The sequence below is a fragment of the Pseudomonas sp. HP_01 genome, from assembly GCF_055284355.1.
Genome location: NZ_JBTOPV010000007.1, coordinates 37252 through 52327 on the forward strand (window position 1 = coordinate 37252; position 15076 = coordinate 52327).

A 15076-nucleotide genomic window follows, 5' to 3' on the forward strand; every position below is an offset into this window, starting at 1 on the left:
CGCAGGAAGCCCGGACTAATAAGATGGCATTGAAATCCCCCGCGTTTCGTAAAAAATTTCCGTTGCTCGTAACCGGCAGTCTGCTGGCGATGCAACCCCTGGCCGTCCCGTACGTGGTAGCCGCCGAACAGTATGACTGCTCGGTGTCTGCAACAGGTGCATGGGATTGCTCCCCGAAAACCAACGCAGCCCAGTTGCCTCCGCGCCCCGTGCACGACGCCAACAGTGTTTCGTCCAACAGCAGCACGGCAGATGGCGCTCAGACGACCACCACCTCCGATGGCGAAGTCGTGCCCAAAACGATGCTGGTCACCGAGGCCAAGGGCCGTGGCCTGAAGTCGCGAAGCGCTGACTACAGCCACCTGGACTGGGTTCCGCGCGAGAAGCTGACCGCAGCCCAACTGGCTGAGACCGGTCCGTACTGCTCGGGCGCCTACATCGAACCGATCCGTCCGGGCATGGACGACAAGACGCCGAAGAGCGACGCACCGACTTTCATCGGCGCCAAGGCTTCGCGTTATCAGCAGGAAGAACAGGTTGCGACTCTGGCCGGCGACGTCGTCCTGCGCCAGGGCAGCATGCAGGTCGAGGCCGACGAAGCCAGCCTGCATCAGGCCGAGAACCGTGGCGAGCTGAACGGCGATGTCCGTTTGCGCGACAACGGCGCCCTGATCGTCGGCGACCACGCTGAAGTCCAGCTCGATACCGGCGAAGCCAAAGTCGACAACGCCGAGTACGTGCTGCACAAAAACAACGTTCGCGGTAACGCGCTGTATGCGCGTCGCGCGGAGAACGCGATCATCCGTTTGAAGGACGGCACGTACACCACGTGCGAACCGAACAGCAACGCGTGGACCGTGAAGGGCAACAACATCACCCTGAACCCGGCCACCGGTTTCGGTACTGCCACCAACGCCACTCTGCGCGTTCATGACATTCCGATCCTGTACACGCCGTACATCTACTTCCCGATCGACGACCGTCGCCAGTCCGGTTTCCTGCCACCGACCATCGGCACGAATACCGACACGGGCTTCTCGTTGCTCACCCCGTACTACTTCAACCTGGCGCCTAACTACGACGCCACGTTGTACCCGACCTACATGGCCAAGCGTGGCATGTTGCTGGAAGGCGAGTTCCGTTACCTGACCAAGACCAGCGAAGGTCAGTTCGGTGCGGCTTACCTGAACGACGACAACGACGATCGCAAGCTGCAGTCGGACTACAAAGACACCCGCTGGTTGATCAACTGGCAGGATCGAAGTGGCTTGGATTCGCGTCTGACCAGCAAGATCGACTACACCAAGGTCAGTGATCCTTACTACTTTAAGGATCTGAAAAGCGGTCAGGAAGGCGTTACGAATCACGACTTCCTGAATCAGCAAGGTGCGCTCTACTACCGTGGCGACAGCTACACCGCCACGCTGAATGCCCAGCAGTATCAGCTGACCACCATTACACAAATCACGCCTTATGCCCGCCTGCCTCAGCTAACGCTGAACGGTACGCTGCCGTATCGTCCCGAAGGCTTCAAGTTCGATTACGAGACCGAGCTGGTTCGCTTTGATCGTGATCTGCGTAATGGCCAGTACAGCGACGAAGACGGCATCCTCAGCAATCGCCTCGACACAAACGTTTCCGGGCTGGCGCGTGCAAACGGCGATCGTCTGAACCTGGCGCCTTCGATCAGCCTGCCGCTGACCGCGAGCTACGGTTTTGTAACGCCTAAGCTTAAATACGTTTACACCCAGTACGATCTGGACCTGGACGCGCAGGGCAAACGTACGTTGCTGGCCGATGAAACATACCGCAGTAGCGAGAACCGCAGCGTTCCGATCTTCAGCGTCGACAGCGGCTTGTACTTTGATCGCAACACCAACTGGTTCGGTAAAAACTACCGCCAGACTCTGGAACCTCGTGCGTACTACCTCTACGTTCCAGAGAAAGATCAGACCGACATTCCGGTTTTCGACTCGGGTGAAACCACGTTCAACTACGCCTCGCTGTTCCGCGACAACCGCTTCGTCGGCTCCGACCGTATCGGTGACGAGAACAAGCTGTCGCTGGGCGTAACCAACCGCTGGATCGAAGACAACGGCTTCGAGCGTCAGCGCGTGAGCATTGGTCAGGCGGTGTACTTTGCCGATCGCAAGGTCCAGCTGCCAGGCATCAGCTACGAAGACCGCAAAGACGCCCAGTCCGACGTGTCGCCGTACGCACTTGAATACGAATACCGTTTCAACCGCGACTGGCGCTTGAACTCCGATTTCAACTGGGATCCAGACAGCCGCACCACCCGTTCGGGCAGCGCGATGTTCCATTACCAGCCTGAAGACGAGCCGGGCAAGATCATCAACGCCGGCTATCGCTATCGTAACGATCAGGTCCGTTACGACCAGACAACTGGTCGCTGGACAGTCGGCGGCGGCGACGCGGTACTTCCGGACGGCTCAGTCATCAAGGATTACTACAAAATCCAGCAGCATGACTTCTCTGTTATCTGGCCGGTTGCGCCGCAATGGAGTGCAATCGCGCGCTGGCAGTTCGATTACAACCGCGACCGTACCCTCGAAGCCTTTGGTGGTTTTGAATATGACAACTGCTGCTGGAAGTTGCGTCTGATCAACCGTTACTGGGTCGATTACGACGAAACGACCCAAGAGGTTGCGCAAAACGAAAAAGGCGACCGCGGCGTCTTCCTACAAATCGTGTTGAAGGGACTTGGCGGCGTTGTTGGCCAAAAAGTTGAAAGCTTCCTCGACAAAGGCATCCAAGGTTATCGTGAACGTGAAGACCAAGCTTTCTGATTGTCTGCGCCCGCTGATGCTGGGCGCGCTGCTTATCGGTACTGTTGCGCACGCTGAAGTGCGCACCATCGACAAGGTAGTTGCCATCGTCGACAACGACGTGGTCATGCAAAGCCAGCTCGACCAGCGCACCCGTGAGGTTCAGCAAACCATCGCCAAGCGCGGGCAAGGCGTTCCGCCGGCCAGCGCACTGGAGCCTCAGGTTCTGGATCGTCTGATCCTGGAAAACCTGCAGATTCAGATCGGCGAACGCTCCGGCATTCGCATCAGCGATGAAGAGCTGAACCAGGCGGTTGCCACTATTGCTCAGCGCAACAACATGAGTGTTGATCAGTTCAAGGCTGCACTGACCCACGACGGGCTGTCCTACACCAGCGCACGTGAGCAGATCCGCCGGGAAATGATCATCAGCCGCGTGCGTCAGCGCCGGGTTGCCGAGCGCATTCAGGTCTCGGAGCAGGAAGTGAAAAACTTCCTCGCTTCCGACATGGGCAAAGCTCAGTTTTCCGAAGAATTCCACCTGGCCAACATTTTGATCCCGACGCCGGACAGTGCATCGTCGGATCAGATCCAGGCCGCTGCAGCCAAAGCCAAGGACCTTTACGGCAAGCTGCAACAGGGTGCGAACTTCGAGCAGATGGCGATTGCGTCATCGGCCAGCGAAAGCGCACTGGACGGTGGCGACATGGGCTGGCGTAAGGCCGCTCAGCTGCCGCCTCCGTTCGGCGACATGCTTTCATCGATGCGTCCGGGAGAGGTCACTCCTCCGGCACGCACGCCGGGCGGCTTCATCATCCTGAAACTGCTGGAGAAACGCGGCGGCGAGACTCAGACCCAGATGCGCGACGAGGTTCACGTTCGTCACATCCTGATCAAGCCAAGCGAAATCCGCAGCCCGGCTGAAACCAAGCTGCTTGCGCAACGGATCTATGACCGCATCCAGAATGGCGAAGACTTCGGCGAACTGGCGAAGAGCTTTTCCGAAGACCCGGGTTCAGCGCTGAATGGCGGCGACATGAACTGGGTGGACCCGCGCTCGCTGGTTCCGGAGTTCCGCGACGTCATGAACGAGACGCCTCAGGGCGTTGTGTCCAAGCCGTTCGAGACTCAATTCGGCTGGCACGTTCTGGAAGTCCTCGGCCGTCGCTCGACTGACAGCACCAGTCAGGCCCGTGAGCAACAGGCGATGACCGTGCTGCGTAACCGCAAGTACGACGAAGAACTGCAAACCTGGCTGCGTCAGATCCGTGATGAAGCCTACGTCGAGATCAAGCTCCCCGGAGCTGATCAGGCGGCCAAGTGAAACCCCAGCGTTTCGCCCTGACACCCGGCGAGCCGGCCGGCATTGGTCCTGACCTTTGCCTGCTGCTCGCCGCGCAGTCCCAGCCCCACCCCCTGATTGCCATTACCAGCTGCGACCTGCTCACCGAGCGGGCCGCCCAGTTGGGCGTGGCTGTCAGTCTGATTCCGGTCACCCCCGCCGCCTGGCCCGATTCGCCCGCCCCCGCTGGCAGTCTGTATGTGTGGGACACTCCGGTTCAGGCGCCAGTGATTGCCGGCCAGCTCGACAAAGCCAACGGCAGTTTCGTGCTCGACACCCTGACCCGCGCCGGCCAGGGCTGCCTGGACGGCCACTTCGCCGGCATGATCACAGCGCCGGTGCATAAGGGCGTGATCAACGACAGCGGCATCGCGTTCTCCGGCCACACTGAATTCCTTGCCGAGCTGACCCACACCGAACAAGTGGTGATGATGCTGGCAACCGGTGATCTACGCGTAGCGCTGGTGACCACTCACCTGCCCCTGCGTGACGTTGCCGACGCAATAACCGTTGAACGGCTGGAGCGCGTGACGCGCATCCTGCACGCGGATCTGGTCAACAAGTTCGGCATCGCCCGCCCGCGAATTCTGGTCTGCGGCCTGAACCCGCACGCTGGTGAGAGCGGCCACCTGGGCCGCGAAGAAATCGACATCATCGAACCTACTCTGGCGCGTCTGCGCAGCGAGGGCCTGGATTTGCATGGCCCGCTGCCTGCCGACACGCTCTTCACCCCCAAATATCTGGAGCACTGCGACGCAGTGCTGGCGATGTACCACGACCAGGGCCTGCCCGTGCTGAAGTACAAAGGCTTCGGCGCCGCGGTCAACATCACGCTGGGCCTGCCGATCATTCGCACCTCCGTTGATCACGGCACCGCGCTGGATCTGGCGGGCACCGGCAAGATCGACACCGGCAGCCTCAGGGTCGCTCTGGAAACCGCCTATCAGATGGCCGAGACCCATTCATGAACGAGCAATTCCAACACAAGGCGCGCAAGCGTTTTGGCCAGAACTTCCTGCATGACGCTGGCGTGATCGACAAAATCCTGCGCTCCATTCGCGCCAAGGCCGAAGACCGCATGCTGGAAATCGGCCCGGGGCAAGGCGCTCTGACCGCAGGCCTGCTGAGCAGCGGCGCACAACTGGACGTCGTCGAGCTCGACAAAGACCTCGTGCCGATCCTCATGCATCAGTTCGGCAGCAAACCGAACTTCAGCCTGCATCAGGGTGACGCGCTGAAGTTCGACTTCACCAGCCTGAATGCTGCACCCAATAGCCTGCGTGTCGTCGGTAACCTGCCGTACAACATCTCGACGCCGCTGATTTTCCATCTGCTGCAGAACGCCCACCTGATCCGCGACATGCACTTCATGCTGCAGAAAGAAGTGGTCGAGCGACTGGCAGCAGGTCCGGGTGGCGGCGATTGGGGTCGCCTGTCGATCATGGTTCAGTACCACTGCCGCGTGGAGCATCTGTTCAACGTTGGCCCCGGCGCGTTTAATCCGCCGCCGAAAGTGGATTCCGCCATCGTTCGCCTGGTGCCCCACGACACCCTGCCGCACCCGGCAAAAGATCACCGCGTGCTTGAGCGCGTCGTCCGTGAAGCGTTCAACCAGCGCCGCAAGACACTGCGCAATACATTGAAAGCCCTGCTGACCAGCGAAGAAATCACCGAAGCCGGTGTCGATGGCAGCCTGCGTCCGGAGCAGCTGGACCTCGCGGCGTTTGTACGCCTGGCCGACAAGCTCACCGAAAAGCCTGTCGTCGCCTGACCTTCTCGGGACATGTCCGGTCAAAGCCTCAGTGCTTGCTTATCCGTGACATGTCCTAGACTGACTTTCAACCTGGCCACTTTCGGCTTTCCCCGCTTTCGCTTTTAAGGCCTCTTGCATGTCTGATTCTCGTTACCAGGTCGACGTCAGCGTCGAGACCCGTTTCCTAGCAGAACAATCGCAGCCTGAGCACAATCGCTTCGCCTTCGCCTACACCATCACCGTACACAACAACGGCGAACTGCCCGCAAAGTTGCTGTCACGCCATTGGGTGATCACCGACGGCGACGGTCAGGTTGAAGAGGTTCGCGGCGACGGCGTCGTAGGCCAGCAGCCGCTGATCCAGCCCGGACAAAGCCACACCTACACGAGCGGTACCGTGATGACCACCAAGGTGGGCAACATGCAAGGTACTTATCAAATGCTCGGAGAAGACGGCAAGCGCTTCGACGCCGTCATCGCCCCGTTCCGTCTGGCCGTCCCGGGGGCGCTTCACTGATGGCGGTCTACGCAGTCGGTGACCTGCAAGGCTGCCTTGAACCGTTGAAGTGCCTGCTCGAGCGCGTTGCATTCGAGCCCGGCAAGGACACGCTCTGGCTGGTCGGCGACCTCGTCAACCGAGGACCGCAATCACTGGAAACCCTGCGTTATCTCTACGCCATGCGCGATTCGATCGTCTGCGTGCTGGGCAATCATGACCTGCACCTGCTGGCGGCCGGCCGCAATATCGAGCGCCTGAAGAAAGGCGACACGCTGCGGGAGATTCTGGAAGCCCCGGACGCCGTCGAGCTGCTCGACTGGCTGCGCCAGCAGAAGCTGATGCATTACGATGCCGAGCGCGACATCGCACTGGTGCATGCCGGGATCCCGCCGCAATGGACGCTGAAAAAGGCGCTGCGCTGCGCCGAAGAAGTGGAACAGGCGTTGCGCGATGACAATCGGTTCGAACCCTTTCTCGACGGCATGTACGGCAACGAGCCTGCGAAGTGGGACAAGGATCTGCAGGGCGTCACCCGACTGCGCGTCATCACCAATTACTTCACGCGCATGCGTTTTTGCACCAGCGACGGCAAGCTCGATCTCAAGAGCAAGGAAGGCCTCGACAGCGCGCCGGCCGGTTACGCGCCATGGTTCAAGCACAAAGAGCGCAAGACCAAAGGTGTGAGTATCATTTTCGGCCACTGGGCCGCGCTTGAAGGCCGATGTGACGAACCCGGTGTGTATGCGCTGGACACGGGCTGTGTCTGGGGTGGCGCAATGACGATGCTCAATGTCGACACCCGCGCGCTGATCCGCTGCGAATGCGACGAGCGTGGCAACGTAAAGGCGCCCGCCCCTGTGGCATCCCCCGTCATCCCGCCGATTCCACTGCAGCAGTAAATTCTCCCTACGTTCTCGACCGTTCGAGGACCCGACGGCCCAGGAGCCCGAGCCATGACTGACTTCAAACGCATCTCACCCGAACAAGTCCACGCCCTGCGCGAACAAGGCGCTGTGCTGGTGGACGTACGTGACGCGCAGACCTATGCGACCCAGCACATTCCAGATTCCCATCACCTCGACAACCATTCCATCGCCGACTTCATTCGCCAGGCCGATCTGGATAAACCGCTGGTCGTCCTCTGCTATCACGGCAACTCAAGCCAGAGTGCAGCAGCCTATCTTGTAGGTCAGGGCTTCTCCGAGGTCTACAGCATGGATGGCGGTTTCGAGTTGTGGAAAAGCAAATTTCCTGAAGAAACCGCGCAAGGCTGATCGAAAAATATTTTTGCTGACCGCTATCCCGCGTCCTACGCGGGCTCGCGCCCTCATCTGACGAACGGGTATGCCCTCTTCATCCCCATTGCTTCTTTCTGTGCCCGAATCCGAACTACTCTTAGCCTCAGGCCATCCGAATCAGGGGAGAGCCGGTACACCGGCGCGTGGGTCATCGGTAGCTACTTTTATGGTGTTTGGGGGGTAATGGCAGCCGCGTGATCGGCTTCCATCCAGCATCGACTGACGATCCGCCGCCGGCTCCACGTATCGAGCGAGGTGACGTCATGAGTATTTTTAGCCACTTCCAACAACGCTTTGAATCGACACGGCAGGAAGAGCTCTCGCTACAGGAGTATCTGGAGCTCTGCAAAACCGACCGCAGCGCATACGCTTCCGCCGCAGAACGTTTGCTGATGGCCATCGGTGAGCCTGAGTTGTTCGACACTTCGACCAATTCCAGGCTGTCCAGAATCTTCTCCAACAAGGTCATTCGGCGCTATCCGGCGTTCGAGGATTTCCACGGCATGGAGGACTGCATCGAGCAAATCGTCTCGTACTTCCGCCACGCCGCGCAGGGCCTGGAAGAGAAGAAACAGATCCTTTACCTGCTCGGCCCGGTAGGTGGCGGCAAGTCGTCCCTGGCTGAAAAACTAAAAACGCTGGTCGAAAAAGTACCCTTCTACGCCATCAAAGGGTCGCCGGTTTTCGAATCTCCTTTGGGCCTCTTCAAACCCACCGAAGACGGGACGATCCTCGAAGAGGACTACGGCATCCCGCGCCGGTACCTGAACACAATCATGTCGCCTTGGGCGACCAAACGGCTGGCCGAGTTCGGCGGCGACATCAGTCAATTCAAGGTGGTGAAGCTTTACCCCTCCATTCTTAACCAGATCGCCGTCGCCAAAACCGAGCCCGGGGACGAGAACAACCAGGACATTTCGGCGCTGGTGGGCAAGGTCGATATCCGCAAGCTCGAGGAATACCCACAGAACGACGCCGACGCTTACAGCTATTCGGGCGCGCTGTGCCGGGCCAATCAGGGCCTGATGGAATTCGTGGAAATGTTCAAGGCGCCGATCAAGGTGCTCCACCCGCTGCTGACCGCCACCCAGGAAGGTAACTACAACAGTACCGAAGGCCTGGGCGCGATTCCGTTCACCGGTATTCTGCTGGCCCACTCCAACGAGTCGGAATGGCACAGCTTCCGCAACAACAAGAACAACGAAGCCTTCATCGACCGGATCTACATCGTCAAGGTGCCGTACTGCCTGCGGACCAGTGACGAGATCAAGATTTACGACAAGTTGCTTTTCAACAGCTCACTGGCCAAAGCCCATTGCGCGCCCGACACCCTGAAAATGCTCGCGCAGTTCACCGTCCTGTCGCGGCTTAAAGAGCCGGACAACTCCAACATCTATTCGAAGATGAGGGTCTACGACGGCGAGAACCTCAAGGACACCGACCCCAAAGCCAAGTCGATTCAGGAGTACCGCGACAGCGCCGGTGTCGACGAAGGCATGAACGGCCTCTCAACACGGTTTGCGTTCAAGATCCTGTCGAAGGTCTTCAACTTCGATCCTCACGAAATCGCCGCCAACCCGGTTCACTTGCTGTACGTGCTGGAGCAGCAGATTGAGCAGGAGCAGTTCCAGGCTGAAACCCGCGAGCGGTATCTGCGCTTCATCAAGGAATATCTGGCGCCGCGGTACATCGAGTTCATTGGCAAGGAAATCCAGACTGCGTACCTCGAGTCCTACAGCGAGTACGGTCAGAACATTTTTGACCGCTACGTGCTGTACGCGGACTTCTGGATTCAGGACCAGGAATATCGCGACCCGGAAACCGGCGAGATCCTCAATCGCGTTGCCCTGAACGAAGAACTGGAGAAGATCGAAAAACCGGCGGGGATCAGCAACCCGAAAGACTTCCGCAACGAGATCGTCAACTTCGTGCTGCGTGCCCGCGCCAACAACAACGGCAAGAACCCGACATGGCTGAGCTACGAGAAGCTGCGGGTCGTGATCGAGAAGAAAATGTTCTCGAATACCGAAGATCTGCTGCCAGTCATCAGCTTCAACGCCAAGGCAAGCAAAGAGGATCAGCAGAAGCACAACGACTTCGTCACACGAATGGTCGAGCGGGGCTACACCGATAAACAGGTAAGGCTTCTTTCCGAATGGTACCTACGGGTCCGGAAATCGCAGTAAGGCAGCTGCAAGCGTCAAGCTACGAGCTGCAAGGACAAGCACATCAAATCTGATTTCCGGATGACTGCTTCTACTTGCAGCTTGGGGCTCACAACTTGAAGCTCCCCGGAGGGGCCTATGAGCTATGTGATCGACCGACGTCTCAATGGCAAGAACAAGAGCACGGTGAATCGGCAGCGCTTTCTTCGCCGTTATCGTGACCACATCAAGAAGGCAGTTGAAGAAGCCGTCAGCCGGCGCTCCATTACCGACATGGAACACGGCGAACAGATCAGTATTCCGGGGCGGGATATCGACGAGCCGGTGTTGCACCATGGTCGCGGCGGCAAACAAACGGTTGTTCATCCGGGCAACAAAGAGTTCACCACCGGTGAGCACATCGCACGTCCTCAGGGTGGTGGCGGTGGCAAAGGGCCTGGCAAGGCGGGCAATTCCGGCGAAGGCATGGATGAGTTCGTGTTCCAGATCACTCAGGAAGAATTTCTCGAATTCATGTTCGAGGACCTGGAGCTGCCCAATCTGGTCAAGCGCAACCTGAGCGGCACTGACACCTTCAAGACCGTTCGCGCGGGCATCAGTAACGAAGGCAACCCTTCACGGATCAACATCATCCGCACATTGCGCTCGGCACATGCGCGGCGTATCGCGCTGTCTGGCAGCAGCCGGGCCAAACTCCGCCAGGTTCAGGCTGAACTTGAACGGCTGAGGATCGAGGAGCCCGACAACTTCGGTGACATTCAGGAACTGGAAATCGAGGCGGCGAAGCTTCAAGCGCGCATTCGTCGCGTCCCGTATCTGGACACCTTTGACCTCAAATACAACCTGCTTGTCAAACAGCCGAACCCCAGCTCCAAAGCCGTGATGTTCTGTCTGATGGATGTTTCCGGCTCGATGACCCAGGCGACCAAGGACATTGCAAAGCGCTTCTTCATCCTGCTGTACCTGTTCCTCAAGCGTAACTACGACAAGATCGAGGTCGTCTTCATCCGCCACCACACCAGTGCGCGGGAAGTCGACGAAGAGGAGTTTTTCTATTCACGGGAAACCGGCGGCACCATCGTCTCCAGCGCATTGAAGCTGATGCAGGAAATCATGGCCGAGCGCTACCCAACCAACGAATGGAATATCTACGCAGCCCAAGCCTCGGATGGCGACAACTGGAACGATGACTCACCCATTTGCCGCGACATCCTGATCAAACAGATCATGCCGTTCGTGCAGTACTACACCTACGTCGAAATCACCCCGCGCGAACATCAGGCGCTGTGGTTCGAATACGAGCGCATCGGCGAAGCCTTCGCCAACACGTTCGCCCAGCAGCAGCTGGTCTCTGCCGGTGATATCTATCCGGTGTTCCGTGAACTCTTCCAGCGCAGGTTAGTGACATGACCGCTAGAGAGCAGAAGCGCCAACCCCTCTCCACGGGTTCAGAGTGGACGTTCGAACTGATCCAGGCGTACGACCGGGAGATCAGCCGCATCGCCGAACGTTATGCGCTGGACACTTACCCCAACCAGATCGAGGTGATCACCGCCGAGCAGATGATGGACGCCTATGCGTCCGTCGGCATGCCGTTGGGTTATCACCATTGGTCCTACGGCAAGCACTTCCTTAGTACCGAAAAATCCTACTCGCGCGGGCAGATGGGTCTGGCCTACGAGATCGTCATTAACTCCGACCCGTGCATCGCCTATCTGATGGAAGAGAACACCATCTGCATGCAGGCGCTGGTTGTGGCCCATGCCTGCTACGGGCACAACAGCTTCTTCAAGGGCAACTACCTGTTCCGTACCTGGACCGACGCCAGTTCGATCATCGATTACCTCGTGTTCGCCAAGCAGTACATCATGCAGTGCGAAGAGCGTCACGGGATCGATGCGGTCGAGGATCTGCTGGATTCCTGCCACGCGCTGATGAATTACGGCGTCGATCGCTACAAGCGGCCCTACCCGATTTCGGCGGAAGAAGAACGCCGCCGCATGAAGGACCGGGAGGAGCATCTGCAGAAGCAGATCAACGACCTGTGGCGCACGATTCCGAAAAGCGCGAGCAAGAATGACAAGGAGGATTTCTCACGCTTCCCCGCCGAGCCTCAGGAAAACATCCTCTACTTCATCGAAAAGCACGCACCGTTACTGGAGCCGTGGCAGCGTGAAGTCGTGCGCATCGTGCGCAAGATCGCCCAATATTTTTACCCGCAGCGTCAGACTCAGGTGATGAACGAGGGCTGGGCCACGTTCTGGCATTACACGCTTATGAATGATCTGTACGACGAGGGGCTGGTGACTGACGGCTTCATGCTGGAATTCCTGACCTCTCACACCAGCGTTGTCTACCAGCCGGGGTTCGACAGTCCCTACTACAGCGGTATCAATCCCTACACGCTGGGATTTGCGATGTATCAGGACATCCGGCGGATGTGCGAGCACCCGACTGAGGAAGACCGTCAATGGTTTCCTGATCTGGCCGGCACCGACTGGCTGACGGCGGTGAAGTTTGCGATGAGCAGTTTCAAGGACGAGAGCTTTATCCTGCAGTACCTGTCGCCCAAGGTGATTCGTGACCTGAAGTTGTTCAGCATCCTCGACGATGATCAGAAAGACGATCTCCTCGTGCCTGCCATTCACGATGAAACCGGCTACAAGGTCATTCGTGAAACCCTCGCCGCGCAATACAACCTCGGCAACCGCGAACCCAACGTGCAGATCTACAGCATTGACCGCCGCGGCGATCGCTCGCTGACCCTGCGTCATCAGCAGCACGACCGCAAACCCCTCGGTGACTCCACGGACGAAGTGCTCAAGCACCTGCATCGGCTGTGGGGTTTTGATATCCATCTGGAAACGCTGCAAGGCGACCAGGTGATGAAAGTCCACCATGTGCCGCCGAGAAGCGAACACGCTGACAGTGACTATCCCCGGCTGGACCTGGCGGTCGTCCACTTATAAACCCTGAGTGTTTCCAGCCTCCGCGATCGCGACTTAAGGTTTATCCTGTCGCCCTCACGGAGGCTTTTTTATGCAGATTTATAAAGTTGGCGGCGCAGTACGCGATCGCCTGCTTGGCAAACCGGTCACTGATATCGACTGGGTAGTAGTGGGTGCGTCGACCGAAGAGATGCTGGTCAAGGGCTACCGCCCGGTGGGAACGGATTTCCCGGTCTTCCTGCATCCGCTGACCGGTGAGGAATACGCGCTGGCCCGCACCGAGCGCAAGACCGGCAAAGGCTACGGCGGCTTTGTTTTTCACGCCCATCCGGACGTCACGCTGGAGCAAGATCTGATCCGCCGCGACCTGACCATCAATGCTATAGCCGAAGACAAAAACGGCCAACTCACTGATCCTTATCACGGCCAGCAGGACCTGGAAGCCCGAGTATTGCGTCACGTTTCCCCCGCGTTCGCCGAAGATCCACTGCGTGTCCTGCGCGTGGCTCGCTTCGCCGCGCGCTATGCCCCTGATGGTTTTACTATCGCCCCGGAAACCCTCGATCTCATGCGTCAGCTGAGCAGCTCAGGTGAACTGGAAGCACTGACACCGGAACGCAGCTGGAAGGAAATTTCCCGCGCGCTGATGGAAAAAGAGCCCCAGGTGTTCATTGAGGTCCTGCGTGAATGCGGCGCCCTGAAAGTGCTGATGCCAGAAGTCGACGCGCTGTTTGGCGTGCCTCAGCCGGAAGCCCATCACCCTGAAATCGACACCGGTGTGCACGTCCTCAGCGTACTGCATCAGTCTGCCGTGCACCGGCAGCCGCTAAGCGTGCGTTGGGCGTGCCTGCTGCATGACTTGGGTAAGGGACTCACGCCGCAAGAGGAATGGCCCCGCCACATCGCCCATGAGCACAAAGGGCTCAAAGCGATCAAGGCAATGAACCAGCGTTTTAAGGTGCCAAGGGACTGTCAGGAACTGGCGCTGCTGGTGGGCGAATACCACACCCACGGCCATCGCGCGCTGGAATTGAAGCCGTCGACATTGCTGGATTTGCTGCAGAGCTTTGACGTGTATCGCCGGCCGCAGCGTTTCGAGGAATTCATCGCCGCCTGCGAAATGGACGCCCGAGGCCGCAAGGGGTTCGAGGAGCGGACGTACCCGCAAGCCGAATATCTGCGCGGCGCTGCCGAGGCGGCCCGGCAAGTGGCGGTACAGCCACTATTGGAGAAAGGTTTTCAGGGCCAGCAACTGGGCGAAGCGCTCAAGCGGGAGCGGCTGGATACGCTGAAGGTGTACAAGGCGTCGTATCAGCTTTAAGCCGCCGAGTTAGCTGCGGCTTAGTGGAGCCACCTGTAGGAGGCCTGTTATACCGCGGCCAGCAGGAGAGCCGGGGTGAGTTGCTCACCGCGCCATTTGAAGGCAACCGGCCAGAGTTTTTGATCGATGTTCGCGTCGGTCCAAAGCCGGGCGAACGACACGCCGGCCTCAGGGTGCAGACGCTGCGGCGCGATCAGCGACAACGGCCACAGCACGAACGCGTTCTTGAGGATTTCGGCGCGGGGCAGAATCAGGCCGTCGAAATTGCCGACCTGTTCGTCATACAGAAGGACGTCAATATCCAGCGGTAGACCCTTGCGATCAGGGGCATAGCGGCCGTTATCGGCTTCGATGAATTTGAGGCGGCGGTCCAGTTCAGTCAGCGGCAGGTCCGTCAGCGCGCTAACCACAAGATTGAAAAATGGCCCGCTCTTGATCCCCACCGGATGACTTTCGAACACCGGCGAGCAGGTCATGTCGGTGAGAAAGCCGGCAAGGGCGTCGAGGCCGGCGCACAGATGGCGCTCCCGCTCGATATTGCTGCCCAGTCCCAGAAAAATCCGTGTCAGCGACATCCGCGCTCGATCTCCACCCCGACGCCCTTCGCCGCTGGCACGGCTCCCGGCTTGGTCAATTTGAGGTGCAGCCAGGGAATGTTGAACTCGCTCATCAGCACTTCGGCCAGTCGCTCGGCAAAGGTCTCGACCAGCTGGAATTGAGAAGCTTCGGCGAATGCCTGAATACGCGCGGACACACTGGCGTAATCGAGCGCCTTGCTCAGGTCATCGCCTGCGGCTGCAGGCCGATTATCCCAGGCAAAACTCAGGTCCAGACGCAGGCACTGGCGAATGCCACGCTCCCAGTCGTAGGCGCCGATGACGGTATCGACCTCCAGACCTTCAATGAAAACTCTGTCCAAGCCTATCTCTCCGCTGCACGACAAGGGCGCGATGCGCCGTTAGAA

The 15076-nt window shown here is 58.9% G+C and carries 13 protein-coding genes; 11 read left to right on the plus strand and 2 right to left on the minus strand.

The features are described 5' to 3' along the window. Positions 1–23 precede the first annotated feature (23 nt). The 11 genes from ACYAR8_RS06125 (at position 24) to ACYAR8_RS06175 (ending at position 14112) form a co-directional block, all read left to right on the plus strand. Positions 24–2807, plus strand: coding sequence for an LPS-assembly protein LptD (locus tag ACYAR8_RS06125; protein ID WP_463579371.1), 2784 nt, complete (start codon positions 24–26; stop codon positions 2805–2807). Beyond that, a complete protein-coding gene (locus tag ACYAR8_RS06130) occupies positions 2788–4110 on the plus strand; it encodes a peptidylprolyl isomerase (RefSeq protein ID WP_178086343.1) in 1323 nt (440 codons plus the stop codon). The genes ACYAR8_RS06125 and ACYAR8_RS06130 overlap by 20 nt, the downstream gene beginning before the upstream one ends. Continuing rightward, positions 4107–5096: a 4-hydroxythreonine-4-phosphate dehydrogenase PdxA gene (gene pdxA / locus ACYAR8_RS06135; protein ID WP_463579372.1), complete on the plus strand. Its 990-nt coding sequence runs from the start codon at positions 4107–4109 to the stop codon at positions 5094–5096. Before ACYAR8_RS06130 ends, pdxA begins: the two co-directional genes overlap by 4 nt. Further along, positions 5093–5899, plus strand: a complete 807-nt coding sequence (gene rsmA, locus ACYAR8_RS06140; protein WP_463579373.1) for a 16S rRNA (adenine(1518)-N(6)/adenine(1519)-N(6))-dimethyltransferase RsmA — start codon at positions 5093–5095, stop codon at positions 5897–5899. Before pdxA ends, rsmA begins: the two co-directional genes overlap by 4 nt. A 118-nt stretch (positions 5900–6017) precedes the next feature. After that, complete coding sequence (gene apaG, locus ACYAR8_RS06145; RefSeq protein WP_065991335.1) at positions 6018–6398, plus strand: Co2+/Mg2+ efflux protein ApaG; 381 nt, start codon at positions 6018–6020, stop codon at positions 6396–6398. After that, positions 6398–7279 carry a symmetrical bis(5'-nucleosyl)-tetraphosphatase gene (locus ACYAR8_RS06150; protein WP_463579374.1) on the plus strand — a complete coding sequence of 294 codons (882 nt, stop codon included), beginning with the start codon at positions 6398–6400 and terminating at the stop codon, positions 7277–7279. Before apaG ends, ACYAR8_RS06150 begins: the two co-directional genes overlap by 1 nt. Positions 7280–7333: 54 nt before the next feature. Beyond that, positions 7334–7654 carry a thiosulfate sulfurtransferase GlpE gene (gene glpE, locus ACYAR8_RS06155; RefSeq protein ID WP_074886975.1) on the plus strand — a complete coding sequence of 107 codons (321 nt, stop codon included), beginning with the start codon at positions 7334–7336 and terminating at the stop codon, positions 7652–7654. A 287-nt stretch (positions 7655–7941) separates the two neighbouring features. Continuing rightward, positions 7942–9864, plus strand: a complete 1923-nt coding sequence (locus tag ACYAR8_RS06160) for a PrkA family serine protein kinase (protein ID WP_074886971.1) — start codon at positions 7942–7944, stop codon at positions 9862–9864. Between the two features lie 117 nt (positions 9865–9981). After that, the gene (locus ACYAR8_RS06165; RefSeq protein WP_463579375.1) at positions 9982–11253 is read left to right on the plus strand and encodes a YeaH/YhbH family protein; all 1272 of its coding nucleotides are present in this window, start codon (positions 9982–9984) and stop codon (positions 11251–11253) included. After that, positions 11250–12812: a SpoVR family protein gene (locus ACYAR8_RS06170; RefSeq protein ID WP_108121120.1), complete on the plus strand. Its 1563-nt coding sequence runs from the start codon at positions 11250–11252 to the stop codon at positions 12810–12812. Before ACYAR8_RS06165 ends, ACYAR8_RS06170 begins: the two co-directional genes overlap by 4 nt. Positions 12813–12882: 70 nt before the next feature. Next, on the plus strand, positions 12883–14112 hold the full coding sequence (locus ACYAR8_RS06175) for a multifunctional CCA addition/repair protein (RefSeq protein ID WP_074886962.1): 1230 nt from the start codon (positions 12883–12885) through the stop codon (positions 14110–14112). A gap of 47 nt (positions 14113–14159) precedes the next feature. Here the strand turns inward: ACYAR8_RS06175 and folK are convergent, their stop codons facing one another. After that, on the minus strand, positions 14160–14687 hold the full coding sequence (gene folK / locus ACYAR8_RS06180; protein WP_463579376.1) for a 2-amino-4-hydroxy-6-hydroxymethyldihydropteridine diphosphokinase: 528 nt from the start codon (positions 14685–14687) through the stop codon (positions 14160–14162). Beyond that, complete coding sequence (gene folB / locus ACYAR8_RS06185) at positions 14678–15031, minus strand: dihydroneopterin aldolase (RefSeq protein WP_074886956.1); 354 nt, start codon at positions 15029–15031, stop codon at positions 14678–14680. The genes folK and folB overlap by 10 nt, the downstream gene beginning before the upstream one ends. Between the last annotated feature and the right edge of the window lie 45 nt (positions 15032–15076).

Coding starts and splice junctions, on each gene's coding strand:
- ACYAR8_RS06125 (WP_463579371.1), top strand. CDS start 24: ATGGCATTGAAATCCCCCGCGTTTCGTAAAAAATTTCCGTTGCTCGTA.
- rsmA (WP_463579373.1), top strand. CDS start 5,093: ATGAACGAGCAATTCCAACACAAGGCGCGCAAGCGTTTTGGCCAGAAC.
- apaG (WP_065991335.1), top strand. CDS start 6,018: ATGTCTGATTCTCGTTACCAGGTCGACGTCAGCGTCGAGACCCGTTTC.
- ACYAR8_RS06150 (WP_463579374.1), top strand. CDS start 6,398: ATGGCGGTCTACGCAGTCGGTGACCTGCAAGGCTGCCTTGAACCGTTG.
- glpE (WP_074886975.1), top strand. CDS start 7,334: ATGACTGACTTCAAACGCATCTCACCCGAACAAGTCCACGCCCTGCGC.
- ACYAR8_RS06160 (WP_074886971.1), top strand. CDS start 7,942: ATGAGTATTTTTAGCCACTTCCAACAACGCTTTGAATCGACACGGCAG.
- ACYAR8_RS06165 (WP_463579375.1), top strand. CDS start 9,982: ATGAGCTATGTGATCGACCGACGTCTCAATGGCAAGAACAAGAGCACG.
- ACYAR8_RS06170 (WP_108121120.1), top strand. CDS start 11,250: ATGACCGCTAGAGAGCAGAAGCGCCAACCCCTCTCCACGGGTTCAGAG.
- ACYAR8_RS06175 (WP_074886962.1), top strand. CDS start 12,883: ATGCAGATTTATAAAGTTGGCGGCGCAGTACGCGATCGCCTGCTTGGC.
- folK (WP_463579376.1), bottom strand. CDS start 14,687: ATGTCGCTGACACGGATTTTTCTGGGACTGGGCAGCAATATCGAGCGG.